Here is a 25,588-nt window from a genome sequence, read left to right on the forward strand (position 1 = left end):
GATGGCTGAAGTTGGCAAGGAGATATGAAGGGCCGTAGTTACTCGGCCGACGGCGCGGGCTGATCCTGCTGAGCGAAGTAGTCGAGCAAGACTTTGGTTTTGGCTTTGCCGATTTCACTGATCAACTCGGCTTCGCTAAGCTCCTTGATCTTTTTGACCGATTTAAACTTGTTCAGGAGCTTATCGGCCGTTACCGGACCTAGACCCTTCACGTCGGTTAGTTCGGTCTTGAGCGTGGCTGCATCGCGCCTAGAACGGTGGAACGTGATGCCGAATCGGTGCGCCTCGTCGCGCATGCGCTGAATGAGGCGCAGCGTCTCGCTTTTCTTGTCGATGTAGAGTGGCAACGGGTCATTCGGGACATAGATTTCCTCCAGGCGCTTGGCGATGCCGATAATCGGAATCTGTCCCCACAGCCCTAGGTCCTTCAAGGCTTTAACGCCCATGCCAAGCTGGCCTTTTCCGCCATCTACTACGATGAGCTGCGGCAGGCTGGCCCCTTCATCAAGCAAACGACGGTAGCGCCGCGTCACGATTTCGTACATCGAGTCGAAGTCGTTGGGGCCCACCACGGTTTTGATGTGAAAGTGGCGGTAATCCTTTTTGCTGGGCTTGGCGTTGCGGAAGCACACCATGGCCGCCACCGGGTTGTCGCCCTGAAAGTTGGAGTTATCGAAACATTCGATGTGGCGGGGGAGGTCCTTCAGGCGCAGGTCTTTCTTGGCCTGTTCCATGATGCGCACCTCGTTCACGTCTTTCGACTTCTCGTTCATCGACTCTTTCTCCTTGCGGAGGTAGAGCACGTTCTTGATCGATAGGTTCAGCAGCTTGCGCTTGTCGCCGATTTCGGGCACGGCCACTTTAACGCCGGGTAGGGGCAGGGTGGGCAGCTCCACGTTCACCAGAATTTCCTTCGATTCGCTTTCAAACTCCTGCCGCAACTGCATCACCATCGGGGCCAGGATTTCGGCGTCGGTTTCGTCGAGCTTCTTCTGCACCTCCAGGCTTTGGGTTTGGATGATGGAGCCGTTCATCACCTTCAGGTAGTTGATAAAAGCCGACTTCTCGTTGGAGGCAATGCTGAACACGTCGATGTTCGACAACGACGGGTTCACGACCATCGACTTCGTCTGGAAGTCCTCGAGCTTATCGAGCTTCAGCTTGTACTGGTGCGCCAACTCGTATTGCTGATCGGTGGCGGCTTCCATCATGCGCTCCTTGAAGTAGCCTTTGGCCACCGACAGGTTGCCCGACAGAATGTTCCGGATTTGCTGAATGTGTTGGTTGTAGGAGCCCTCGTCGATGAGGTCCTGGCAGGGCCCTTTGCAGTTGCCTAGGTGGTACTCCAGGCACACCTTGTATTTACCGGCGGCCACGTTCTCGGGCGAGAGGTTGTAGGTGCACGTGCGCAGCGGATATAAGGCCCTGATAAGCTCCAGAATAAGGTTCATGCCCGTTACGCTGGCGTAGGGGCCGTAGTAGCGCGAACCGTCGTTGATTTTGTTGCGAGTGGGCAGCACCCGCGGGAACCGCTCGTTGGTGATGCACAGGTACGGGTACGTTTTGCCGTCCTTCAGCAGGATATTGTACTTGGGCTGGTGCTGCTTGATGAGGTTATTTTCGAGCAGAAAGGCATCCGACTCCGAGTCGACAATGGTGAATTCGATGCGCTCAATGTTCTTGACCAGCTGCTGGGTTTTCTTGTTGTGATCCTGCTTGGTGAAATAGCTGCTCACCCGTTTGCGCAGGTCCACGGCCTTGCCAACGTAGATGATGCGCCCTTCGGCATCGAAATATTTGTAAACACCCGGCCGGTGCGGCAGGTGTCGGATTTGCTCTTGCAAGTGGGCTTGGGCAGCCATACGAAAGGAGTAGCGGAGGTAAGCAGGGTTTTAAACTACCAAAACAACAAGGAGGTTGACAGAATTCACCTAGGTGGAATTGCAAGTGTCCGGCGACGGGAGCCAAATAATCAGCTCCTAGGTGGTTGGCAGCAACAAAAGAGCCTTGCCTGCAAGGCAGGCAAGGCTCTTTTAATAACCTGAGTAAGCAGATTAAATATCTTGGTCTTCGAGGTCCTGAATATCCACCTGGTTCAGCTTCTGCTCGTACGGAATGGTGTCGCGTTGGGCGCCATAGTAGCGCGAGCAGTCGATTTCGATGTCGAGCGGCTTTTGCGGTTTCGGGAACTCACCGGTGCTGATGCCGATGTCCTTGTTGTTCTTGTATACCTGCCGCATGAACAGGCCGTAGATGGGCAGCGCCAGGCGTGAGCCCTGGCCGTAAGCGCCGGTGCGGAAGTGGATCGAGCGGTCTTCGCCGCCTACCCACGTGCCGCATACCAGGTCGGGCGTGAGGCCCATAAACCAGGCATCGGAGTAGTTGGAGGTGGTGCCGGTTTTGCCCGCCATCTGGTACGGGAACTTGAAACCGTTGCGCAGGATGATGGAGGTGCCGCCTTGCTCTTCCACGGCGCCGCGCATCATGTACGTCATCAGATACGCGGTTTCTTCGTTCAGGGCCTCCTTAGTTTGGGCCACAAACTCGCGCAGCACGTTGCCGTTTTTGTCCTCGATGCGGGTAACCATCATCGGGGCCGTCCAGACGCCTTTGTTCACGAAGGTGCTGTACGCGCCGGAAAGCTCGTAAATACTCACGTCGGACGAGCCAAAGCCCACGGCCGGCACCGCCTCGATGGGCGACGTGATACCTAGGCGCTTGGCGTACGCCACAATGGTTTCGGGGCCCAGTTTCTGTACCAACCAGGCGGTAATGGAGTTCATCGAGCGGGCCAGCGCCTGCCGCAGCGTAAAGGTGCGGCCCGAGAAACCGCCCTCGAAATTTTTGGGCGTGTAAGCTGCGCGGCCAGCCACGGCCGGGAAGGTGGTGGCCACATCGGGGCGCTGGTAGCAGGGCGAGTAGCCTTGGTCGATGGCGGCCACGTACACGAACGGCTTGAAGGTAGAGCCCGGCTGGCGCTTGCCCTGCTTTACGTGGTCGTATTTGATGTACTTGAAGTTGATGCCGCCCACCCAGGCCTTGATGTGGCCGTTGAGCGGGTTCATGGCCATAAAGCCGGCGTGCAGCAGGCGCTTGTAATAGGCCAAGGAGTCCATCGGCGACATGGTTACCTCTTTCTCGCCGCCGTTCCACGTGAACACCTTCATCCGGTACTTCTTGTTCAGGTGGTACTTGATGGAGTCCTTGTTGCCATCGAAGCGCTGGTAGAGCGATTTGTACCGCTCGGTGCGCTGAATGGAGGTGCTCAGGAAGTTCGGGATGAGCTTGCCGTTCTCGTCGCGCCACGGCTGCTGGCCTTTCCAGTGCGCATCAAACCAGCGTTGCTGCAGCTTCATGTGGTCGGCTACGGCGGTTTCGGCGTAGCGCTGCATGCGCGAGTCGATGGTGGTGTAAATCTTCAGGCCATCGGCGTACAGGTCGTAGCCGGTTTCTTTGGCCCACGAGCGCAGCATCTTGCTTACCTCCACCCGGAAGTACGGCGCAATGCCCTCGTTCTGGTTTTCAACTTTGTAGTCGAGCTTAATGGGCTTGGCTACCGCAGCGGCGTATGTGCCCTCGTCGAGGTACTCGTACTTGCGCATTTGGCTCAGTACCCAGTCGCGGCGCTTTTTGCTGCGCTCCGGGTTGCGCACCGGGTTAAACACCGTCGGGCCGTTTACCAGGCCCACCAGCAGCGCCGATTGCTCCAGCGTTAGGTCCTTGGGCTTCTTGTTGAAGAAGGTTTTGGCCGCCGTGAAAATGCCATAGGCGTTGGAGCCGTACTCAGCCTGGTTGAGGTACATGCGCAGAATCTCGCGCTTGGTGTAGTTGCGTTCGAGGCGCACCGCCAAAATCCATTCCTTGGTTTTGGTGATGAGCATGCGCAAGCCCGGCACGTCGTTCAGCTTGCCGTCGTTCAGGTCTTCGCGCGTGCGGAACAGCATTTTGGCCAGCTGCTGGCTAAGCGTAGAGCCGCCGCCGCTTTTGCCGCCCAGCACCAACCCCGAGGCCACGCGCATCATGGCTTTGGCATCGATGCCCGAGTGCTCCTCGAAACGCGCGTCTTCGGTAGCAACCAAAGCATCAACCGTGTGCTGGCTCAGGTCCTCGTATTCCACGGGCGTGCGGTTTTCGCGGAAATACTTTCCCATCAGCACGCCATCGGCCGAGTACACCTCCGAGGCCAGCTCGCTCTTGGGGTTTTCGAGCGTGCGCAGGTTGGGCATGCTTCCGAACAGGTTCAGGAAGTTGATGCTGACGGCCAGCACAAACAAGATGGCGGCCAGCACGCCGGCGCCAAACAACAGCCAGAGCGTGCGGGTAATGGCGCCAAACCGCTCGGGGCGGTTGGGCTTGGGGCGATGAGCAGGTTTAGGCCGTGTAACGGTAGGCATTGAGTTGAATTGAAAATTAAAAACTGAGAATTATAAATTGATGTTCAGGTAATTACACGCGCCGAGTGCACCCTAAACGGTCAATTTTTAATTTTTCATTCTCAATTTTTAATTGAATAAACAGGCTGGGCGAAGCGCAAGTACTCCTCCAGGTTGCCGCGCGAGAGCAGCACCGGCAGATTATCAATACCGATAAGGAAAGATTGGTAACCCGCGTTGCGGAACTTCATCAGCGGGCCTTGCGGCCCGCGTAGCTTCAGGGCATAATTCAACGCCACCTTGGCGTTGGGCATGGCCTGCACAATCAGTAATTGCTGATCGGCACCTAGGGGCTGCGCCTGCACTTGCAAGTTATTGGCTTTGAAGAAGCGGCCGTTGTACGCCGTAAGCTGGTTCTGAAGCTCAGCAAAAGCCGCTGCGTCTTTCGGATATGCTATCACCACTGCATGGGCGGCATTCACGTCGGCGCGGTACGGCGAAGGCTCGGGGGCCGGCGTGGTTGGTGCAGGCGGCGTGGTGGCTGTATTAGCAGCAGGGCTACCAGCGGGGGCCGGCTGCGTGGGTGCGGGCGAGTTGGTAGCCGGCACAGGCAGGCTTGGCGTAGTGCCAGGGGTTGGTTCTGCTTTAGCAGCGGTTGCGGCCGGCGAGGCTTTGGGCGAAGCAGTAGCAGTTGCCTCTTTCGGAGCAGGAGAGGAGGCAATAGATTGTGCAGGGGCTGCTTTGGGTTCCGCCTTCGTTTCCGGCTTAAGGGCTACAGCGGGCGTCTCGTTTTCCTTGTACAGAATGCGCACGCGGTTGTCCACCTCGCCCGGGCGGAAGAACGAGACCGAGGGCTTCTCGGTAGAGGCCAGTGCGCCAGCCAATTGGCCGCTTTCGTAGCGCCCATAGGTGCCCAGCAGCTCCTGTGCCCTAGGTGCCAGCGTACTTTCGGGGTATTTTTTTACAAACGCTGCTACTTCGGCCTTGTGCTTGGCTGGTGGTTGGGTACGCAGCGTCAGGAGTAATTGCATGTACTCGGCGCGGTCGTTCAGGTCGGTTTCGGGGTACTGCTTGCGCGCCCGGGCCAATGCGGCATTGGCTTTTTTGAACTCCTGCTTTTTGTAGAGCGCAAAGGCCGAGTCGAGCCGCACAGCCATGTGTTCGTTGGCCACCGAGGTGCGGCGCAGGTACTCGGGGTCGGCTACCAAGCGGGCAAACGAGGAGTTGGCAAACTCCTGCCGCAGCCGTTGGGCGTAGGTTCCGGCTTTCGCGTCGCCTAGGTCTTTGTAAAGCAGGTAGAGGCTGTAGTACACCTCGGCCGTATGCGGGCTGCGCGGGAAGCGCTGCAGCAATTGCTCGTAGGTTTGCACCGCCTTGGCGGGCTCTTTTAGCTGCTGGTTGTAAATGGCACCTAGGGCAAACATAGCTTCCAGCACCTTGGCTTCAGCTTCCTTTTGCTGCTCGGCCGTAACCGGTATGCTTTGTTGATACTGCACCAACAAAGCAGCGCGCTCGTCGGTAGGCGTAGCCTGCTGGCCCGATGCTCCGTCCGCAGGGTTCACTAGGCTGCCATCGGCGCCCCGTACCGATAACGGAGCATTGGTACCGGCCACGGGCGCACCCGTGGTGGCCAGGCTGCTCAGGCGCCAATTGTCGGTGAGGGGGCGGCTGCCCCAGCGCCGCTCAAAATCGGAGCGGGCCGTGCTCAGGGCCGTCGGGTTATCAAAGTACCACATGCGGCCGGTAGAGGCGCTGGCGAAGGCCAACGGGTCCACATCGGGGTTGCCGGCCCGGTTGGGGTCCTGACCTAGGGCCGTTTGGTTGACGCCACGGGCAGCCAACGCGGCTTGCCGCTCGGCGGCTTGTTTGCGGCGCAGCAACTCCGCGTCGGCATAAGCCACGAGGCGCGTGCGCAGGGTAGCCGTGTCCAGGCGGGCCAGCGCAAGCAAGCTATCCTGCGTCTCAACGGTAGTGAGCTGCTGCGCAAAGTCGCGCAGGATGTTGCGCCGTTCTACGATGGCGGCAAACTCCGGCGTTTCCCTGGGTAGGCTTTGGGTGGTACTGTCGTAATAAGCCGCCGCCGGGCGGTATTTCTGTAGGTTGTCGTAATAGATGCGCCCCGTCAACAGGTAAGCGTAGCCGCGCTGGGCCCGGTTGGTGCTATTCACGCGCACCGATTGGTTGAGCAGTTTCAAGGCTTCGTCGTAGCGCTGCTGGCGGTATTCCAGCCGAGCCATTTCGTAATACACCTTATCGCGGTACTCGCGGTTGTTCGGGTCTTTCAGCAGCTTGGCGAAGTACTTGTTCAGGCGCGTGCGGTCCTGCTGGTTCAGGTCCGATACCTGCCCGAGCATCAGTTTGGCAAAAAAATCGAGCTCGTAGGGCGGGTTGCGCCGCAGTATGCTGTTCAGCTGCGCGTACGCCTCTTTGTCCTGGCCGGTGTTCTGGTACAGCTGCGCCAGCACGTAGCGCGTGCGCGAGCGTTCGTCCTTCTTCTCTATATAAGGAATGGCCTTGCTCAGGTTCTCAATAGCCCGCCGCTCGTCGCCCTGCCTGATGAAGTACTGCGCCCGCGTCAGGAACAGCTCACGGGCGTTTTCGGGGATGCCTTGCTCTTTGTCGAGCAAATCCGATACAGCGGCGGCATTTTCCCACTCGTTGGTGGCCATGTAGGTGCGCATCAGCCAGATAAGGGCCTCGTGCCGGGCATTGGCGTCCTTGCTGGTGGTGTTCACATACTTAAACGTCTTCAGGGCCTCCTCAAACTCACGTTTGTAAAAGCGCGCCTTGCCGATAAGGATGTAGGCGTCGTCGGTGTAGTCGCTGGTGCCGTGGCGCTGGATAGGCAACGAAGCCTTCTTCACCACGTCGTCCATGTCGCCCGTAAGCTGGACGGCCTTTACCGAATCGACTACCGGCAGCAGCGGCAGCGTACGGTTATAGTCGTTCGGCCGCTCCTTATTGAGGGCCACTTCCACGCTCCGCATCTTTTCGCGCGCCAAAAAGTAGCCGTTGTCGCGGGCCGTAATGTTCTGGTAAGTGCGGGCCACTACGTTGTGACGTTCGGCCGAGCAGCCGGCCAAAAAAGCGGCGGCGGCAAAAGCCAATCCAGCAACGGGTACCCAAATGATGCGCAAAGAATTCGACACGAGCAGCAGAAAGCAGGCGGGTGAAAGGCAGTGTGAGCAAAACGCCGACCGACCGTTAATTTGTTCGGCAGCGTCGTAATCCTCCTAGAACGCTACAATGCAAGTAAAAGTACGGGAAAATTGTGCCAGCCTCGGGTTCGCGCAGCCAGCCTAGGTGCCCGGGTTTAACTGATAGCCAAGCATTAACTCGGCGTACAGTACCTTTGCAACCCGCTTGCTCCAAACGCGCATGGCCACACCCGACTCACCATCTTCTAAAAAGCCCGAATCCGATGCGGAACGCGGCCGTCAAATCGGCAAGTTCTCTGGGGTAGGCATGCAAATGCTGGTGGTAATCGGGCTCAGCGCCTGGGGTGGCGTTACGCTCGACAAGAAGATGGGCTGGGAGCCTTGGGGCACTATCATCCTCACCCTGCTCGGCGTCTTCATTGCTATGTACCAGGTCATTCGGGCCGTTTCCGAGAAATAAGCTGCCCGCAAAACCCAGCCCCTTACTGCCCTAGTCAGGTTTGTATTACCCCCGCCTGTGAACCGCTTCCTCCGCAATCTGCTCTTCTTTTCGGTGCCGTTGGCCGCCTTGCTGTACTTTTTGCGGCAGCAGTACGGCGCAGCTGTAGTGCACCCCCACGCCGATTACCTGCTGCTGTTTTACGTAGGACTTACGGCCTTTACTTTCTGGCTTACGTACCGGGCCGTAAAGCGCAAACCCGATAGCATGATGACCGCCTGGTTTGCCACTACTGCCTTGCGTTTGGTACTCGCCATGGTAATAGTTGTAGGCTATTTAGTAAGCGGTGGCGCCAAGGATGGCAACAACACTTGGACTTTTTTGGGCTTGTTCTTCCTACTGTATTTTCTCTACACTGGGTTTGAAGTCTGGAACGTCGTGACTAACTTGCGCCCGTTTTCAAAACCGGGCTCCGAAAGTGTGCAATAGTGCACTAAGTAGGCCTTAAATCTCACTGAATGAAGCGGTTTCTGCTCCTTTTCTTCTGGATTCTGACGTTGCCGGTTTTTGCGCAGGAGCATCACGGCGATGTGCCATCCACCTCGGCCACGCAGGTGGAAGCCACCGAAGAAGGCGAGTTTAAGCCGGGTGAGATGATTCTGCATCACATTGCTGATGCGCACGAATGGCACTTCGCCACGATTGGCCACACGCATGTTACCCTGCCGCTGCCAATAATTGCTTTTCAACCCGGTAAAGGCCTGTCGGTATTCTCCTCCAGCAAACTAGCTCACGGCGAAACGTACAATGGCCTGAAGCTTGAGCACGAGCACCTTGTGGCCGAAGACGGTAGCAAGGTCTACGACTTCTCGATCACCAAAAACGTGGCCTCGCTGCTGTTGAGCGCCCTGCTGCTGATCGTTGTTTTCTTCTCGGTAGCCGGTGGCTATAAGAAGAACCACGGCCGTGCCCCGCGTGGTATTCAATCGTTCTTCGAGCCTATTATCGCCTTCATCCGCGATGATATTGCCAAAACCAACATTGGCCCCAAGTACGAGCGTTACCTGCCGTACCTGCTCACGCTGTTCTTCTTTATCTGGTTCAACAACCTGATGGGTCTGATGCCCGGCGCTGCCAACCTCACCGGCAACATTAGCATCACCTTCCTGCTTGCTCTGCTGACCCTGCTAATCACTGTATTTAGCGGCAATAAGAACTACTGGGGTCACATTTTTGCCACTCCCGGCGTGCCTACTTGGCTGCTGCCCATCATGATTCCGGTAGAACTGATTGGTATCATTACCAAGCCGTTCTCGCTGATGGTGCGTTTGTTCGCCAACATCACGGCAGGTCACATCATCGTGCTGAGCTTTATCTCGCTCATCTTCATCTTCAAGAGCGTAGCTGTTTCGCCCCTAGGTGTTGGCTTTGCCTTGTTCATCAACGTGCTGGAAATGCTGGTGGCCATTCTGCAGGCCTACCTGTTTACCCTGCTCTCGGCCATGTATATCGGCGGTGCGGTAGAGGAGCACCACCACGATGCAGATCTGCAGATCGGCGGCGAAGACATGAGCAAGCCGGCTGCACATCACTAAGCCTGACATTCCCTCTTTTTTGTTTTTCCTGACTTTTTTCTCACTCTCCTAACTCTTTCTGTTATGCTGCTCACTCTGTTGCTGCAGGTCGTTAATGCTGTTGGTCTGGCCGTTATGGGTGCCGGCCTGGGTGCTGGTCTGGCTATCCTCGGTGCTGGTCTCGGCATTGGTCGCATCGGCGGCAGCGCCATGGAAGCCATCGGCCGTCAGCCGGAAGCTTCGGGCCGTATCCAAACGGCGATGATCATCGCGGCTGCTCTTATCGAGGGCGCCACCCTGTTCGCCGTCGTAGTCTGCCTGCTGGTAGCTCTGCGTCTGCAATAACAGTCACCCATAAGCGGCCGCCTGTAGCCTTGCTTTGGCAGGGCAGCAGGCGGCCGCGTTGGTGTAACTGTGCCTACGGAGCGGCTTTGTTCTACAGCGGGCTTGTCCTGCTAGCCACAGTCGCCCATTTCCCACACGCATTGCCCCTAACGCCATGAATCTGATTACCCCCGATTTGGGTCTGCTGTTCTGGCAGTTTGTCGTTTTCCTGCTGCTGGTATTCTTGCTGGCGAAGTTTGCGTGGAAGCCCATTCTGGCTGGTCTCCGCGAGCGGGAAGAATCCATCGAAAACGCCCTGCGTCAAGCCGATCAGGCCAAGCTGGAAATGCAGCAGCTGAAAGCTGGCAATGAAAAGTTGCTGGCCGAAGCTCGTCAGGAGCGCGACCGTATTCTGAAAGAGGCTGCCACCATCAGCGAACAACTGATTGAGCAAGCCAAGCAGAAAGCGACCGACGAAGGCGCCCGCATGATTATGCAGGCCCGCGAAGCTATCCAGAACGAAAAGCAAGCTGCTCTGGCCGAAGTGAAAAACACGGCTGCTCAGCTTTCTATCGACATCGCCGAGCGCATCCTACGCCGCGAGCTGACGGATTCCACTGCGCAAAAGCAACTGGTAACCGATTACCTGCAAGAGGTAAAACTGAACTAAGTTGTTAGCTATTAGCTGCTGGCTGTTAGCTCCGCGCTAACATAGCCAACAGCTAACAGCCAGCAGCTAATAGCTTTCTTAAAACATGTCTGAACTACGAGTCGCCGCCCGCTACGCCAAGTCTTTGCTGGATTTGGCGCAAGAGCAGGGTACGCTGGATACGGTAAAGCAGGACATCGAGCTGTTCGCCAACACGTTGGAGGGCAGCCGCGACCTGCGCCTGCTGCTGCGCAATCCTATTGTGCAGCACGACAAGAAGCTGGCCATCCTGCGGCGGCTGTTTGACGGCAAGGTGTCGGACCTCACGATGCGGTTCTTCACCATTATCACGCAGAAAAACCGCGAAAACGCGCTGGAGTTTATTGGGCCGGAGTTCCTGAACCAGTACAACGCGCTTCGTGGTATCCAAACGGCTACGGTGACGACGGCTACGCCGCTCACGCCTGAACTCCGCGCGCAAGTGGAGCGTTTGGTGGTCGGTCAGACGGGAGGCCAGGTTATGCTGCAGGAGCAAGTAGATCCATCATTAATCGGTGGGTTTGTTCTGCGCATCGGCGACCGACAGATCGACGATTCGGTACGCACGCGCCTCAACCGCCTGCGCACCACTTTCAAAGAGAACCCCTACCAAGCCCAACTATAAGTCAGCATCATGGCAGAAGTACGTCCGGATGAAGTATCCGCCATTCTGCGGGAGCAGTTGTCCAATTTCAAGTCCGAAGCCGAACTCGAAGAAGTCGGTACGGTGCTGCAGGTTGGCGACGGGGTAGCCCGCATTTACGGCCTCTCGAAGGCTCAGTCAGGCGAACTGGTTGAGTTCGAGAACGGCCTGCAGGCACTGGTTCTGAACCTCGAGGAAGACAACGTAGGTGCCGTAATGCTCGGCGACTACAGCGAAGTACGCGAGGGTGCTACCGTGCGCCGCACCAATAAAATTGCTTCGATCAAAGTAGGCGAAGGCATCGTGGGCCGCGTGGTAAACACGCTGGGCCAACCCATCGACGGCCGTGGCCCCATTGCTGGCGAGCTGTACGACATGCCGCTGGAGCGCAAGGCTCCGGGCGTAATTTTCCGTCAGCCGGTAAACGAGCCCCTGCAAACCGGTATCAAGGCTATCGACGCCATGATCCCGATTGGCCGTGGCCAGCGCGAGTTGATCATCGGCGACCGTCAGACGGGTAAGTCGACGGTTGCGCTTGATGCCATCCTGAACCAGCGCGAGTTCTTCGAGCGCGGCGAACCGGTTTTCTGTATCTACGTTGCCATCGGCCAGAAGGCCTCGACGGTAGCCCAGATCGTGAACTCGCTGCAGCGCGGTGGTGCCATGGACTACACGGTGGTGGTTTCGGCATCAGCTGCTGACCCCGCGCCGATGCAGTTTTTTGCTCCGTTCACGGGTGCCGCTATCGGCGAATTCTTCCGCGACACGGGCCGCCCGGCGCTGGTTGTGTACGACGACTTGTCGAAGCAAGCGGTGGCTTACCGCGAGGTATCGCTGCTGCTGCGCCGCCCGCCCGGCCGCGAGGCTTACCCCGGCGACGTATTCTACCTGCACAGCCGCCTGCTCGAGCGTGCCGCGAAGATCAACGCTTCGGATGACATCGCCCGCAACATGAACGACCTGCCCGACAGCCTGCGTGGTCTTGTTAAGGGCGGTGGTTCACTGACGGCGCTGCCCATCATCGAGACGCAAGCTGGCGACGTATCGGCTTACATCCCGACGAACGTAATTTCGATTACCGACGGTCAGATCTTCCTCGAAACCAACCTCTTCAACTCGGGTATCCGTCCGGCTATCAACGTAGGTATCTCGGTATCGCGCGTGGGTGGCTCGGCTCAGATCAAATCGATGAAGAAAGTGGCTGGTACGCTGAAGCTCGACCAAGCCCAGTTCCGCGAGCTGGAGGCTTTCGCCAAGTTCGGTTCGGACCTCGACGCTTCGACCAAGCTTACCATTGAGCGTGGCCGTCGTAACCTCGAAATCCTGAAGCAGCCGCAATTCTCGCCGGTGAAAGTTGAAGACCAGGTAGCCATCATTTATGCTGCTACCAACGGCCTGCTCGACGCCATCCCGGTAAACCGCGTGCGCGAGTTTGAGAAGGAGTTCACGCAAGTGATGAACACCCGTCATGCCGACGTGCTGGCTGGCCTGAAGGCCGGTAAGCTCGACGACAACATCACGGGCACCATCCGTCAGGTTATCAAAGACCTGTCGGCTTCTTACAAGTAGTAATTAGTTGTCAGTTGTCAGTTGTTGGTTGTCAGTGTGGGGCGGTTCGGCTGCCCTGCACACACTGACAACTGATAACGGGCAACTGACAACTCTTTTCATATGGCAAGCTTAAAAGAAGTCCGTGGCCGCATTCAGTCGGTAAGCTCGACGCAGCAAATCACCAAAGCCATGAAAATGGTGGCGGCAGCAAAGCTGCGCCGCGCGCAGGACAACATCATGCGCATGCGCCCCTACGCGCAACGCCTGAACAGCATCCTGGCCAATCTGTCGCAAGGCAATGCGGAGGACAATGTGACCGGTGAATACGGCGCAGTGCGCGACGTGCGCCGCGTGCTCATCATCGCTGTTACCTCGGATCGTGGCTTGGCTGGTGCTTTCAACAGCAACATCTTCAAGGCTACGAATGCCCTGATTCAGGAGCGCTACGCCGACCTGGCCGCTGCCGGCAATGTGCGCGTTATGGCCATTGGCCGCAAAGCCCACGATTACTTTGGTCGCCGCGGCCTGCTGGTGGGCAACCACACCAACGTGTTCACGAACCTCTCGTTCGACACGGTGCGCGTGGCTGCTGAGGAAGCCATGGAAGCCTTCCGCGCCGGGCAGTACGACCAGGTATTGCTGGTGTACAACGAGTTTAAGAACGTGGCTACGCAGATCATCCGTACGGAGCAGCTGCTGCCCATTCTGCCGCCCGAAGCACCGGCCACCGCTGCTGCAACCTCCAACCTGGACTACATTTTTGAGCCCAGCAAAGAGGAAATCGTGCTGACGCTGATTCCGACGTCGCTGAAAATTCAGCTGTACAAAGCGGTGCTGGAAAGCAACGCTTCGGAGCACGGCGCCCGCATGACGGCGATGGACAAAGCCACCGAAAACGCCGGTGAACTGCTGAAGTCGCTGAAACTGACGTACAACCGGGGCCGCCAGGCTGCCATCACGAACGAGATTCTCGAAATCGTGGGTGGTGCCGAAGCCTTGGCCGCCAGCCGCTAAGCATAACTGCTTCGCACAGCAAAAAAGCCTGCTCCCAACCGGAGCAGGCTTTTTTGTGAGCAAATGGCACCTAGGGCTGGGCCGGAGGGGCCTAGGTCAAAGTTTGGCGTAGTCGCGCTGGGACACGGTTTTACTGGGCTTTGGGGTAGCGGGGTTTTGCTCGAGTAGTTCCAGCACACGTTCGGGGGTAAGCTGCGTAAAGTCTTTCATGACGTGCATTGGGGCCTGAAACTGCTCGGGCCGCAGGGCGCTGCTCACGCAGATGCAGCGCATCTTGGCTTTGTATGCGGCCTGCTCACCCAGGACGGCATCTTCGAACACCACGCAGCGCTCGGGTGCAATTCCCAGTTGCCGGGCACACTCGCTGAAGGTATCGGCGTGGGGCTTGCCGCGCTCCACATCGGCCTTGCCCACCACCACATCGAAGAAGCGGCGCAGGTTGAGGTGGTCGATGATGTAGCCGATGGTTTCGGGGGCCGAGCCGGTACCTAGGGCGATTTTAAATCCGGCCGCTTTTGCTGCCTGCAGAAACTCCGTGAGGCCCTTGATTTCCTGGCGCTTTTCCCAATACAGCACGCGGTACAAAAACTCGCGGCGGTCGGCGTAGGTCTTGAGCTCCTTTTCGGGCACCGGGTTGCGGTACACGGTTTTGAGGATGTTGGTAGCGGGCATGCCGTTCAGGCGCTTCAGCAGTGCAAGGGCGTTGGTTTGCAGGCCCAGCTCCCGGAAAAGCAGCTGAAAGGCCTTGGCCTGATAGCGGGTATTGTCGATGAGCACGCCATCCATATCGAAGATAAGGGCGTATTCGGAGGCACGGAGGGGCATAGGGCTAAGTAGCAGAAGGAGTGAGGTAAGCGGAGCGCGGCCGTGTGCATGTACGGGAAGCAGCCCTCCGAGGCTGCCATAGCCGGGCTTGCGCATTTGCCTGCTACCTTTGCGGCCGCAAACTTGGCCGGAGCTATACAAAGCTGCCGGCCGGCGCTTTTTTATGCGAAATACCCTCTTAACCGGATTGTTGGCCACGGCCGCCCTGCTGGGTGGCGCTGCCCAGGCCAGTGCGCAAAAAACCAAAGCCCTGCCCAGGCCCAAGCTGGTGGTGGGTATTGTGGTAGACCAGATGCGCTACGACTACCTGTACCGCTACTGGAGCAAGTACGGCAACGACGGCTTTAAGCGCCTACTGGGCGAGGGCTTCAGCTACGAGAACACCCACTACAACTACGTGCCCACCTACACCGGGCCCGGCCACGCCAGCATTTACACTGGCACCACGCCCTCGGTGCACGGCATTGTTGGCAACAACTGGTTTGTGCGCGAGGCCGGCAAAGGCACGTACGTGACCGACGATAAGAGCGTGCAGTCGGTGGGCAGCACGTCGGCGGCAGGGCAACAGTCGCCGCGCAACATGCTGACCACCACCATTACTGACGAGCTGCGCCTGGCCAGCAACTTTCAGAGCAAGGTAATCGGCGTGTGCATCAAGGACCGCGGCTCAGTGCTGCCGGCCGGGCACGCCGCCAGCGCGGCCTATTGGTTCGATAACAGCAACGGCGCCTTCATCACCAGTACTTTTTATGCCCAGCAGCTGCCCGAATGGGTGCAGCAGTTCAACCAGCGCAAGCTGGCGGAGCAGTACCTGAGCAAGCCCTGGGAAACGCTGCTGCCCATTGGCGAATACACCGAAAGCACCGCCGACGATGTGCCGTGGGAAAACACGTTCCGGGGCGAAGAGAAGCCCGTGTTTCCGCATAACCTGCCTACTCTAAGCGGCGTGGCCCCGGCCGACGTACGCAAAACCATGCTGGCAGCCGGCGAAAAAGTACCCAGCACCAACCTCGATCTGATTCGGACGACACCGTTTGGCAATACCCTCACGCTCGACTTTGCGCTGGAGGCCATGCGGGCTGAGCAGCTGGGCCAGCGCGGGCAAACCGACTTCCTGGCCCTAAGCTTTTCCTCGACCGACTACGTGGGCCACCATTTCGGGGCCAACGCCATCGAAACCGAGGACACGTACCTGCGCCTCGACCGCGACATTGCGCGCCTGCTCGCGTACCTCGACAAAAACGTGGGCAAAGGCCAATCGTTGGTGTTTCTGTCGGCCGACCACGGCGCCGCGCACTCCACGGAGTTTTTGCGTAGCCAGCGCCTGCCCGGCAACGGCGTGGGCGTGGGCCTGATGCGCGACTCGCTGCAGCGCGAGCTGGTGCGCCGCTTCGGCCCGGGCCAGTGGGTGCTGAGCTACGAAAATCAGCAGGTGTACCTCAACCGCCCGCTGCTGGCCCAGAAGAAGCTGGACCTGTACCAGATGCAGCAGGAAGTGGCCGGCATCATGACGCAGTTTGCCGGCGTTACGCGGGCCATTGCCGCCACCGATCTGGAAAAATCGCACTGGGAAAGCGGCATGCTGATGTACCTCGAAAACGGCTATTCCCCGAAGCGCAGCGGCGACGTGATGGTGGTGCTGGCGCCGGGCTGGCTCGAGGCCTACGGCTACCCCGTAATGAAAGGCACCACGCACGGCTCGTCGGGCGCATACGATACGCACGTACCTTTGCTGTTCTGGGGGTGGCGCGTACCGCACGGCGAATCGGCCCACCCGGCGCGTATTACCGATATTGCACCCACCGTGGCGCGCTTCCTGCACATACAGGAGCCGAGCGGCTGCACCGGCCAGCCTTTGCAAGAGGTGCTCAGCAAGAAGAAATAAGCCCAGCCTTTCGGCTGCTACTCTCGTACAAACTCATCCTTTACCCGGCGGAGGCCGCCTTTCCTGGCCCGCCCCACTCTCATCATCTGCAATGGCTCACGCTCATTCCACTACGCATTTCAACCCCTGGCACGACGTTAACTACGGCTCCAAGGCTCCGCAAACGGTAAACGCCATCATCGAAATTCCGAAGGGTTCGAAGGGTAAGTACGAGCTCGACAAAGACAGCGGCCTGCTGAAGCTCGACCGCGTGCTGTTCTCGGCGGTGCATTACCCGGCTGCTTACGGCTTTATTCCGCAAACCTACTGCGACGACAAAGACCCGCTCGACGTGCTGGTGCTGTGCTCAGTTGACGTGGTGCCGATGTGCCTGATCGAGGCCAAGGTGATTGGCGTGATGCAGATGATCGACAACAACGAGGAGGACGACAAAATCATTGCCGTAGCGGCCAACGACGTGTCGATGAACCACTACAACGACATTTCGGAGCTGCCCCCGCACACGCTGCTCGAAATGCGCCGCTTTTTTGAGGACTACAAGGCCCTCGAAAACAAGCAGGTGGTGGTAGAGAAGTTCATGGGCCGCGAAGAAGCCTACAAGATTGTGCAGGACAGCCTGCGCCTCTACGACGAAACCTTCCGCCACAAAAACCACCAGCATCAGCTCTCGATGCTGTAGGCCCTAGGTGCCTTTGTCAACAAAAAGCCTCTGCCCTAACCGGGCAGAGGCTTTTTGTTGGGTGTTGGCTTGGGGCAGCACATTTTGGGCAGCTGAGGCGTACAAACGGCTACACCCTTCTCCCATTGTACCCCATGACACCCCAAATAGTAGCCTCGCCGCCACCGGCCCCGTCGCTGAAGCGGTTTCTGTACGAGAATAGTCTTTCCCTCACCATCACGGTACTGATTGTACTGACTTTGATTGGCCAGACGCTGACCGGCTGGCACGAGTACAACGAAGAGCTGAAAGACCTGCGCCTGAACGCCCTTCCGCTGGGGCAGTACATTACCTCGGGCCACTGGCTGGAGGCCACGTTTGAGAACTGGGAAAGTGAGTTTTTGCAGATGGCCCTGTACGTGGTGCTCACCGTAAACCTGCGTCAGAAAGGCTCGGCCGAATCGAAAAAGATTGACGAGGAAGAGGAAGTAGACCGGGAGCCCGACCCTAACAAATCCGATGCGCCCTGGCCCGTGAAGCGCGGCGGCTGGTGGCTGGCCTTGTACCGCCGCTCGCTAAGCATTGCGTTTTTGGTGTTGTTTCTGGCTTCGATGTTTTTGCACGCCCTAGGTGGCGCCGAGGTATACAACATCGAGCAGCAGGCCCACGGCAAGCAAACCGTGAGCGTGTGGGGCTACATGGCCACCGGGCGCTTCTGGTTCGAGTCGCTGCAGAACTGGCAAAGCGAGTTTATGAGCATCGTGGCCATCGTGGTGCTGTCGATATGGCTGCGCCAGCATGGCTCGCCTGAGTCGAAGCCCGTGGACGCTGCCCACAACGAAACCGGTAAATAGCACCTAGGGCGCAGGCGGCAGGCAGCGGCGGCCGGCGTATTTTGCGCGCCCAACGCTCAGCCGCCTGCCGCAATGCCCCAACCCGCCACTTCATCCTCGTCGTCAGCCCTGGGGCACCGGCGGCCCCGGCTTTGGGCCCTGGCCGATGCGGTGCTGTACGGCAACGGCTTGCTGGCGGCGGCGGCGGCGGCGCTGGTGGTGGCGTCGGCGCGGTACTGGCAGCGGCCGTTGCCGCCCTCGGTGCCGGCGTTGGTGTTTGCGGCTACGCTGTTCGTGTACAACCTCAACGGGGCCCGGCGGCACAACCCGCGCTTGCCGCCCAACGTGCCCGCCCAGCGCCGCTGGATTGTGCAGCATCGCCCGTTGCTGCTGGGGGTGGTGCTGGGCTCGGCGGCAGCCGTGCTGGCGCTGTACCTATTCAGCCCGTTTACCGAGCGGCTTACGTGGTTTTTGGCGCATCTGGCCTTGTTGTCGTTGGCATACTCGTGGCCGGTGCTGCCCGGGCGCAACGGCGGCCGCCGGCGGGGCCTGCGCGATATACCCGGCCTGAAAACGCTGCTCATCGGCTACGTGTGGAGTGCGGTTACGGTGTGGTTGCCGGCGCTGTGCCTGGGTCAGCCCGTGGGTACCCTGCCTGTTTGGCTGCTGTTCGTGCGCCGCTTTTTTTTCATCCTGGCCATTGCACTGGTATTCGACCTGCGCGACGTAAGCCGCGACCGGCGCGCGGGCACGGCCACGTTGCCGGTGCTGCTGGGCTATGAGCGCGGCCGCTACGTGGCCCTAGGTTGCGTAATGACCTCGGCTGCTTTGGCGCTGCCGGGGCTGCCGCTGGCCGGGCAACTGGTGCTGGCCGTTCCTACATTGCTCACCGCACTCGTGGTGTGGTTTGCCGAAGAGGCTCGCTCCGACTACTACTTCGCCCTGTTGGCCGACGGCTTGCTGCTGGTGCAGGCCGCGGCGTTGTTGCTGGCTGCTACCTGGGCGGGCACCTAGGGCTGCTGCCTCAAAGAGCATCGGACGTAGTAAGCGCTTGCAGCGCCCGGCCAATGTAGCGCGGCAAGTCGCCGGCAATCAGGCCCGCCTGGCCGGTATCGGCAACGGCCAGGTCGGCGGCGCGGCCGTGGGCATACACGCCCAGCAGCGCAGCATCCAGGGCACTCAGGCGCTTATCGGCGCGCAGGGCGGTGAGCAAGCCCGTGAGCACGTCGCCGCTGCCGCCAGTGGCCATGCCCGGGTTGCCGGTGGTGTTGAAGTACAGGTGGCCTTCGGGCGTAGCCAAGCAAGAGTAGGCACCCTTCAGCAGCACGTAGCAGCGGTATTGCCGGGCAAAGGTGCGCAGCAACTCCAGGCGGTGGTAATCGTTGTGGGCGGGTTCGGTAAGGCGCTCAAATTCCTTGGGGTGCGGCGTGAGAATGGTACCAGGAGGCAGCAGATCGAGCAAGCTGCGGTTGGCCCCTAGGAGGTTGAGCGCATCGGCATCGAGCACCAGCGGAACTTTGGCGGTGCACAGCAACTCCTCCAGCACGGCGCGGGTATCATCTGCCTGGTCGATGCCGGGGCCCATGCCCACGGCGGCGTAAGGTTTTAACTCGGGCAAATTGGTGAGGTGCGTTTTGCAGTCATCGGTCAGGCACATGGCCTCAGGCACGGTGCTTTGCAGCACAGCGTAACCGGCGGCCGGGGCGGCTACCGTCAGCAGCCCCACGCCGCCGCGCAGGCAAGCCTGCGCAGCCAGCACTGCCGCACCCACTTTGCCGCGGCTGCCGGCCAGCAGCAGCGCATGGCCGAAAGTGCCTTTGTGAGCGAAGGTAGGCCGGGCGGGCAGGCAGCCGGCCAGCAGCGCAGCATCTACCAAATGCATATCGGCCTGCACTTCGGCCAGGTACCTAGGGCTGAGGCCGATGGGTACCGCGTGCCACTGCCCCACAAACTCGGCGTTCTGCGGCAACAGCAGGGCCAGCTTCGGCAGCTCGAAGCTGACGGTGTGCCGGGCGCGCACCACCGGGCTGCCGGCGGGCTGGGACGCATCGGCCAACAGGCCCGAGGGCAAATCGATGCTTACCACGCGGGCCCCGGCGCTGTTGAGGTGCTGCACCAACGCGCCCGCCGCGCCCGCCAACGGGCGGCTGAGGCCGGTGCCGAACAGCGCATCAACCACCACGGTATGGGGGCTGATGGTCGGAAACTGCTCCGGCTGCCACTCGGCTACGTGTAGCTCAACAGGCAAGCGGCCCCGGTTCAGCTCCCAATCGGCCGAGTGCTGTTCGGCAGGCAACAACCCAACCTGCACTTGGTAACCTTGCTGGTGCAGCAGGCGGGCGGCGGCCAGCCCGTCGCCGCCGTTGTTGCCGGGGCCGCACAGCACCAGCACCTGGGTGTCGGCAGCAGGGGAGAGGCGGGCGTGCAGCCAGCCGACGAAAGCCGCGGCTGCGCGCTCCATCAGCTCGGCCGATGCAATGCCTTCTTCTCGGATGGTGGCCGCATCGGCTTCGCGGGTTTGGGCGGCGGTGAGTAGCTTCATGCCGGTAGCTTACGCAGATTTTGGCGGATGGCCCAACCCTAGGTGCGCCCGCGGCGCTAAACCGCAGGCAGGGTAAACCCGTTGCTACCTATTCCGCTTTTCAACCGACGCTAACTTACTTGCCATGACAACCTGGGCCGACGTAATCCGCCTTTCCAATAACGGGGTGCCCGCCCCCGACCGCCGCGTGGAGAAAACCGATGCCGAGTGGCGCGAGCAACTCACGCCCGAGCAATACCGCGTTACCCGCCAGCACGGCACCGAGCGCGCCTTCACGGGCGAGTACTGCGAGGCCCACGACCCCGGCCTGTACGCCTGCGTGTGCTGCGGCACGCCCTGCTACGACTCGCGCACGAAGTTCGAATCGGGTACGGGCTGGCCGAGCTTTACCGAGCCCGTGCGCGACAACGTGTTGAAATACAAGAAGGACACGAGCTACGGCATGGTGCGCGTGGAGGTGCTCTGCAACGTGTGCGACGCCCACCAGGGCCACGTGTTCCCCGATGGGCCGGCGCCCACGGGCTTGCGCTACTGCATCAACTCGGCCGCCGTGAAGCTGGTAACGGAGTCGCAAACCGCCGACGCACAGTAATTAAGCTACGAGTAGCGCCTAGGTACCCAGGCCGTTAAATGCGCATGGGTACCTAGGCGTTCTGGTTATGGCTGAGCCCGGTATGGGTCGAGCTTGGCGTTTTCCATGAAGCGCTCGGGGCTGGCCAGGGGCGTAAAGCCGAACCCGGCGTACAGCGAGTGGGCGTCGCGGGTGCCGAGCATCCAGCGGCGCAGGCCCTGCAGCTCGGGGTGCGCAGCGATGTACGTCATCAGCAGCTTGCTCAGGCCCTGGCCGCGGTACTCCTCCAGCACGAACACGTCGCAGAGGTAGGCGAAGGTGGCGCGGTCGGAGATGATGCGGGCAAAGCCCACTTGCTGGCCCTGCGCCGCGTACACGCCAAAGCACAGCGAGTTGCGGATGGAGCGCTCCACCAGCTCGCGGCTGATGCCGGGCGCCCAGTACGAGCGGTTGCTGAGGAAATCGTGGATGAGGCCGACATCGAGGCGGCGGCTGTCGGTAGAAACGGTAAAGGCAGATGACGACATGCGCAGAGAAGGGCAAAGGCCAGCAGAGGCCTATTTCGGGCGGAAAGTAAGCGGTATCTTTGGAAGCTGTGCGGCCAGCTAGAAATAGCTGCCTGCGAGCATCGGCTGCGAAAATGCAGGCTTGCCGGCACCCCTGGGTGCGCAACCGCGTTTAGCAGCTATTGCCCCATCCGCTCACTTACCACCTGCTTTCCCCGCATTCCCATGTCGTTGCTTTTTAATGATTTTGCCAGCTGGCAAGCGCATTGCGCCCAAACCGGCGAGGCGCTCTGGCAGCCGGTGCTGGCCTACGAAATGGAGCAGAAAGGCCGCTCCGAAGAAGAAATCTGGGACGGCCTGCAGCGCGCCTACGACGTGATGCGCGACGCCGTGCGTACTGGCCTGAGCGAAGACATGACCTCGCGCTCGGGTATGATTAAGAACGGTGCCAAGAAGGTGGCCGCCTCGCCCGTAACGGTGCTTTCGCCCGAGTTTAAGATGCTGGTAACCCGCGCCCTAGGTGCCAAGGAGGTAAACTCGTGCATGGGCCGCGTGGTAGCCGCGCCCACAGCTGGCGCCTCGGGCATTTTGCCCGGCATCCTCACGACCACGCAGGAGCTGCATAAGCTCGACGACCGAAGCATACTGGAAGGTTTGCTTGTGGCCGCGGGCGTGGCGCTCATCATCGAGCAAAATGCCTCCTTGGCGGGTGCCGTGGGCGGCTGCCAGGCCGAAACCGGCAGCGCCGCCGCGATGGGCGCCGGTGCCATTGTGTACTGCCTGGGCGGCTCCGTGGAGCAGGCTTTTGCCGCCGTGGCCATTACCATTCAGTGCATGCTGGGCCTGGTGTGCGACCCGGTGGCGGGCCTCGTGGAGGTACCCTGCGTGGTGCGCAACGCCTCGGCCGCGGCCATTGCTTTTTCGTCGGCTCAAATTGCCATTGCCGGTGTCGATCCGGTTATTCCCGTCGACCAATGCGTGGCGGCCCTGGGCGAAGTGGGCGAAAGCATGGAAACGCGCTACAAGGAAACGGCCCTGGGCGGCTTGGCCAACACGCCGCGCGCCCGCCAGATCGAGCAGAAAGTGCTGGTGCAGGACATCCAGATTTTGCCCGATCAGCCGGAGGCTTAGGGTTGCTGATTTCGGCCCACCGCAACGCCCCGCTGGCTAGGTGCCGGCGGGGCGTTTTCGTGCACTGACGGTGAATAGCAACACGGTAGTAACTGTCATCCTGAGCAAAGCGAAGGACCTTCTCACGTTGGGACCTCACCCCCAGCCCCTCTCCAAAAGAGAGGGGAGCGGATGCTATCTGGCGTCAGCGCGAGCTGCCTCGGCTTCGCTCGGCATGACAACGACCTAGGGGCATGTTCGGCGTGAGAAGGTCCTTCGCTTGGCTCAGGATGACGGGAGTTATCCAACGTCAGCGCGCGAAATGCCTGCCCTAGGTGCCGCTACACGGTTTTTACATCGGGGGCGGTGAGGAGCTTGGCCAGAAACGTAACGGGCTCGTTGTAGCGGCCGCGCAGGGTGTGGTAGTGCCGCCACGCGGCCTCCGGGTCGGGGTGCAGTTTCAGGTTGTGCTCCTGCAGGCACTTGTAGGCTTCGAAGAACTCCTGGCGGCTGGGCTCCTCGAGGGCGTCGTTGGGCTCCAGCAGCTCGGTGGGTTTGCTGCGGGCGTGGCGGTCGAAAAAGCGGTACACGCGGTTCACGGCCAGGCAGCCGGCCTTGAAGGTGAGCTCCACTTGGTTGCTGCGGGGCTGCTCGACGGCGCTGATGATGAGGGCGGCTGCATCGAGCAGAATGCCGGCGGTGGCAATCCAGGAGCGACCCGGCTGCGGCGAGCGAAAAAACGACAGCACCGGCAGCGAGGTATGCGTTTCGTCAATCTCCACAAACCATTCTTCCCAGGCGCGCCAATCAGTGTCGTCGTCGAGCAGGGTGCCGCTGCGGTTCAGCCACACAAGCAAGTTGGTAGCCGTGCTGGGGGCGCCGGCGCGCAGCTCGAGTTGGGCCACCACCAGCTCGCGCCGCGAAAAAGCCTGGTAAATGGTGGGCAGGTACGAGATGAGCAGCGTCATCAACAGTAAGCCCCAGGTGGCCTCGGAGTACGACAGAAAAGCCCCGGCCAGGGTGTTGGCTTTATCGGAGCCGAGCGTGAGTAGGCTGTTGCTGCTGAGGCGGTAGCAAAACGTCCAGGAGCCTTCGCCCACGGCCCAAAGCATGCCCGTGTACCCGAGGGCGATGAGGCCCAGCCAAGCGATGGGCAGCGCCACCAGGGCCACCGGGGCGTACAGGGCCAGCACCCGGTCGCGGCGGGCGAAGGTGCGGCCGGTAGCCGCTATCAAGTGAAACACCAGCCGCACGCTCCGAAACACGACGGTGCTCAGCAGCACCGACTCGTTGCGCGGCAGCACAAACGCCCGAATGGCGGCCGCCAGCGTGTAGAGCACCACCGCCATGCCCGCCAGCAGCACCGCGCCGCGTATGGCCCAATCAATCAGCATAAAACCCCGTTAGGTACGTACCGTCGAGGTTGTACGGGCCGGGCGGTGGGCGGTTTGGCCGGGTTCCTGGGTTGGGGCTGCCGCCGGCTACCTAGGGGCGCCGCTCCTGCCAGAGCTGGCGGAACGATTTGGGCGCCAGTTGCACGGCCTCTCGGCGCTTGTTCCAGCCGGTTTGGCCCAGCAGGCGGTTCAGCACCCAGCGCTTGGCCGCAATGGGTGCCATGCCCCACAGCCAGCGGTGCTTCATGCCGTAGAGCCACAGCTTAATGCCGCGTGCCTCGTCAGCGTCGTTGTGGTGCTCGCGCACGCTTTGCTGGCGGTTGAGTAGCAAAATGTTGTGGATAGGGATGCGCACCGGGCAAACCGACGAGCAGGCCCCGCACAACGACGAAGCGTAACTCAGGTGCTTGTTGTCTTCGAAACCGGCGAGGTGTGGCGTAATAACCGAGCCAATGGGGCCGGAGTACGTGGCCTCGTAGGTATGCCCGCCGATGTTTTTGTACACGGGGCACACGTTTAGGCACGCTCCGCACCGGATGCACTGCAGCGCCTCGCGCTTATCGGGCTGGGCCAGCAGGTTGGTGCGGCCGTTATCGAGCAGCACCACGTACATCTCGTCGGGGCCGTCCTTCTCCAGGGGCTGGCGCGGCCCCAGGTACACGGTGTTGTACACGGTTAGCTGCTGGCCGGTGCCGCTGGTGCTGAGCAGGGGCCAGAACAAATCGAGGTCCTGCAGCGTCGGAATCAGCTTTTCGATGCCCACCACGGCAATGTGCGTGCGCGGAAATGCGGCCGAGAGGCGGGCGTTGCCCTCGTTTTCCGTCACGGCCACACCGCCCACGTCGGCCACCAGAAAATTGCCGCCCGTAATGCCGATTTCGGCCGCGGTGTACTTGTTGCGCAGCAGCTTGCGCGCGGTGTACACCAGCTGCTGGGCGTCGTCGGTGGGCGCAATCTTCAGGTGCTTTACGAAGATGTCGGCAATGTCCTTCTTGCTCAGGTGCATGGCCGGCGTTACGATGTGGTAGGGCCGCTCGCCGTTCAGCTGCACGATGTACTCGCCCAGGTCCGTCTCCACCGATTCGACGCCGTTCTTCTCGAGGTAGTCGTTCAGATGGATTTCCTCCGTGGTCATGCTCTTGGCCTTCACCACGGTGCGGGCCCGGCGGCGTTGCACAATTTTGCCGATTTCAACGAGGGCCTCCTTGGCATCCTGCGCCCAAATTACCTTGCCGCCGCGCCGGGTAAAGTTTTCCTCCCACTGCAGCAGGTACTGATCGAGGTTGTTCACCACCTGGGCCTTGCGGTAAGCGGCGCGCGAGCGGGCCAGCTCGTGGTTGCGGTACCACTCGAGGCCTTGCTGCACGGCCGCGTTGTACTTGCCAATGTTGAACCGGATTTTGCGGCGGTGCTCCAGGTCGAAGGCTTTCGAATCGGAGTCAACCAGGAATTGAGAAGCTTTAGCAGTCATGGCAGCACAAATCGGGGCAATCGGCAGCA

22 protein-coding genes are annotated in these 25,588 nt (G+C 60.2%); 14 read left to right on the top strand and 8 right to left on the bottom strand.

Translation table 11 applies throughout. The features are described 5' to 3' along the window. Positions 1-38: 38 nt before the first annotated feature. The 3 genes from uvrC to porW all read right to left on the bottom strand — a co-directional run bounded on the left by uvrC (position 39) and on the right by porW (position 7,522). Positions 39-1,862, bottom strand: a complete 1,824-nt coding sequence (gene uvrC / locus OIS50_RS16470; RefSeq protein ID WP_264691727.1) for an excinuclease ABC subunit UvrC — start codon at positions 1,860-1,862, stop codon at positions 39-41. A 192-nt stretch (positions 1,863-2,054) separates the two neighbouring features. After that, on the bottom strand, positions 2,055-4,394 hold the full coding sequence (locus OIS50_RS16475) for a penicillin-binding protein 1A (protein ID WP_264691728.1): 2,340 nt from the start codon (positions 4,392-4,394) through the stop codon (positions 2,055-2,057). A gap of 101 nt (positions 4,395-4,495) precedes the next feature. Further along, positions 4,496-7,522 (bottom strand): type IX secretion system periplasmic lipoprotein PorW/SprE, encoded by a 3,027-nt coding sequence (gene porW / locus OIS50_RS16480; protein ID WP_264691729.1) that lies wholly within the window; start codon positions 7,520-7,522, stop codon positions 4,496-4,498. A gap of 229 nt (positions 7,523-7,751) precedes the next feature. On the opposite strand from porW, the gene OIS50_RS16485 reads away from it, so the two are divergent. From OIS50_RS16485 to atpG, 8 genes are all read left to right on the top strand, one after another. Beyond that, complete coding sequence (locus OIS50_RS16485; protein WP_264691730.1) at positions 7,752-7,991, top strand: AtpZ/AtpI family protein; 240 nt, start codon at positions 7,752-7,754, stop codon at positions 7,989-7,991. 57 nt (positions 7,992-8,048) lie between these two features. Next, positions 8,049-8,459: a hypothetical protein gene (locus OIS50_RS16490; protein WP_264691731.1), complete on the top strand. Its 411-nt coding sequence runs from the start codon at positions 8,049-8,051 to the stop codon at positions 8,457-8,459. Positions 8,460-8,488: 29 nt separating this feature from the next. Further along, positions 8,489-9,565: a F0F1 ATP synthase subunit A gene (atpB, locus tag OIS50_RS16495; RefSeq protein ID WP_264691732.1), complete on the top strand. Its 1,077-nt coding sequence runs from the start codon at positions 8,489-8,491 to the stop codon at positions 9,563-9,565. 63 nt (positions 9,566-9,628) lie between these two features. Continuing rightward, complete coding sequence (gene atpE, locus OIS50_RS16500; RefSeq protein ID WP_059071914.1) at positions 9,629-9,889, top strand: ATP synthase F0 subunit C; 261 nt, start codon at positions 9,629-9,631, stop codon at positions 9,887-9,889. Positions 9,890-10,043: 154 nt separating this feature from the next. Beyond that, on the top strand, positions 10,044-10,538 hold the full coding sequence (locus OIS50_RS16505) for a F0F1 ATP synthase subunit B (RefSeq protein WP_264691733.1): 495 nt from the start codon (positions 10,044-10,046) through the stop codon (positions 10,536-10,538). Between the two features lie 85 nt (positions 10,539-10,623). Further along, complete coding sequence (gene atpH / locus OIS50_RS16510) at positions 10,624-11,181, top strand: ATP synthase F1 subunit delta (protein WP_264691734.1); 558 nt, start codon at positions 10,624-10,626, stop codon at positions 11,179-11,181. Between the two features lie 9 nt (positions 11,182-11,190). Continuing rightward, on the top strand, positions 11,191-12,768 hold the full coding sequence (gene atpA / locus OIS50_RS16515; protein ID WP_059071917.1) for a F0F1 ATP synthase subunit alpha: 1,578 nt from the start codon (positions 11,191-11,193) through the stop codon (positions 12,766-12,768). Between the two features lie 102 nt (positions 12,769-12,870). Further along, positions 12,871-13,764, top strand: a complete 894-nt coding sequence (gene atpG, locus OIS50_RS16520) for an ATP synthase F1 subunit gamma (protein ID WP_264691735.1) — start codon at positions 12,871-12,873, stop codon at positions 13,762-13,764. Positions 13,765-13,860: 96 nt separating this feature from the next. Here the strand turns inward: atpG and OIS50_RS16525 are convergent, their stop codons facing one another. Then, the gene (locus OIS50_RS16525) at positions 13,861-14,589 is read right to left on the bottom strand and encodes an HAD family hydrolase (protein ID WP_264691736.1); all 729 of its coding nucleotides are present in this window, start codon (positions 14,587-14,589) and stop codon (positions 13,861-13,863) included. Between the two features lie 163 nt (positions 14,590-14,752). On the opposite strand from OIS50_RS16525, the gene pafA reads away from it, so the two are divergent. From pafA to OIS50_RS16545, 4 genes are all read left to right on the top strand, one after another. Then, the gene (pafA, locus tag OIS50_RS16530) at positions 14,753-16,474 is read left to right on the top strand and encodes an alkaline phosphatase PafA (protein WP_264691737.1); all 1,722 of its coding nucleotides are present in this window, start codon (positions 14,753-14,755) and stop codon (positions 16,472-16,474) included. A gap of 91 nt (positions 16,475-16,565) precedes the next feature. Next, the gene (locus OIS50_RS16535) at positions 16,566-17,153 is read left to right on the top strand and encodes an inorganic diphosphatase (RefSeq protein ID WP_264691738.1); all 588 of its coding nucleotides are present in this window, start codon (positions 16,566-16,568) and stop codon (positions 17,151-17,153) included. Positions 17,154-17,287: 134 nt separating this feature from the next. After that, positions 17,288-17,986, top strand: coding sequence for a DUF6766 family protein (locus OIS50_RS16540; RefSeq protein WP_264691739.1), 699 nt, complete (start codon positions 17,288-17,290; stop codon positions 17,984-17,986). Positions 17,987-18,058: 72 nt separating this feature from the next. Then, the gene (locus OIS50_RS16545) at positions 18,059-18,979 is read left to right on the top strand and encodes a UbiA family prenyltransferase (RefSeq protein WP_264691740.1); all 921 of its coding nucleotides are present in this window, start codon (positions 18,059-18,061) and stop codon (positions 18,977-18,979) included. A gap of 10 nt (positions 18,980-18,989) precedes the next feature. On the opposite strand, the gene OIS50_RS16550 is transcribed toward OIS50_RS16545, so the two are convergent. Further along, positions 18,990-20,507 (bottom strand): NAD(P)H-hydrate dehydratase, encoded by a 1,518-nt coding sequence (locus OIS50_RS16550; RefSeq protein ID WP_264691741.1) that lies wholly within the window; start codon positions 20,505-20,507, stop codon positions 18,990-18,992. 124 nt (positions 20,508-20,631) lie between these two features. On the opposite strand from OIS50_RS16550, the gene msrB reads away from it, so the two are divergent. Then, positions 20,632-21,099 (top strand): peptide-methionine (R)-S-oxide reductase MsrB, encoded by a 468-nt coding sequence (gene msrB, locus OIS50_RS16555; RefSeq protein ID WP_264691742.1) that lies wholly within the window; start codon positions 20,632-20,634, stop codon positions 21,097-21,099. A gap of 65 nt (positions 21,100-21,164) precedes the next feature. Here msrB and OIS50_RS16560 read toward each other — a convergent pair whose 3' ends face one another. Continuing rightward, on the bottom strand, positions 21,165-21,605 hold the full coding sequence (locus OIS50_RS16560; RefSeq protein WP_264691743.1) for a GNAT family N-acetyltransferase: 441 nt from the start codon (positions 21,603-21,605) through the stop codon (positions 21,165-21,167). Between the two features lie 204 nt (positions 21,606-21,809). Between OIS50_RS16560 and sdaAA the strand changes: the two genes are divergently transcribed. Further along, positions 21,810-22,715, top strand: a complete 906-nt coding sequence (sdaAA, locus tag OIS50_RS16565) for an L-serine ammonia-lyase, iron-sulfur-dependent, subunit alpha (RefSeq protein WP_264691744.1) — start codon at positions 21,810-21,812, stop codon at positions 22,713-22,715. A 320-nt stretch (positions 22,716-23,035) separates the two neighbouring features. Here the strand turns inward: sdaAA and OIS50_RS16570 are convergent, their stop codons facing one another. Both OIS50_RS16570 and OIS50_RS16575 read right to left on the bottom strand, forming a co-directional pair. Then, positions 23,036-24,088: a hypothetical protein gene (locus OIS50_RS16570; RefSeq protein WP_264691745.1), complete on the bottom strand. Its 1,053-nt coding sequence runs from the start codon at positions 24,086-24,088 to the stop codon at positions 23,036-23,038. 91 nt (positions 24,089-24,179) lie between these two features. Beyond that, positions 24,180-25,559, bottom strand: coding sequence for a LutB/LldF family L-lactate oxidation iron-sulfur protein (locus OIS50_RS16575; protein ID WP_264691746.1), 1,380 nt, complete (start codon positions 25,557-25,559; stop codon positions 24,180-24,182). Positions 25,560-25,588: the final 29 nt, after the last annotated feature.

Source organism: Hymenobacter sp. YIM 151858-1 (genome assembly GCF_025979705.1).
Classification (GTDB): Bacteria; Bacteroidota; Bacteroidia; order Cytophagales; family Hymenobacteraceae; genus Solirubrum.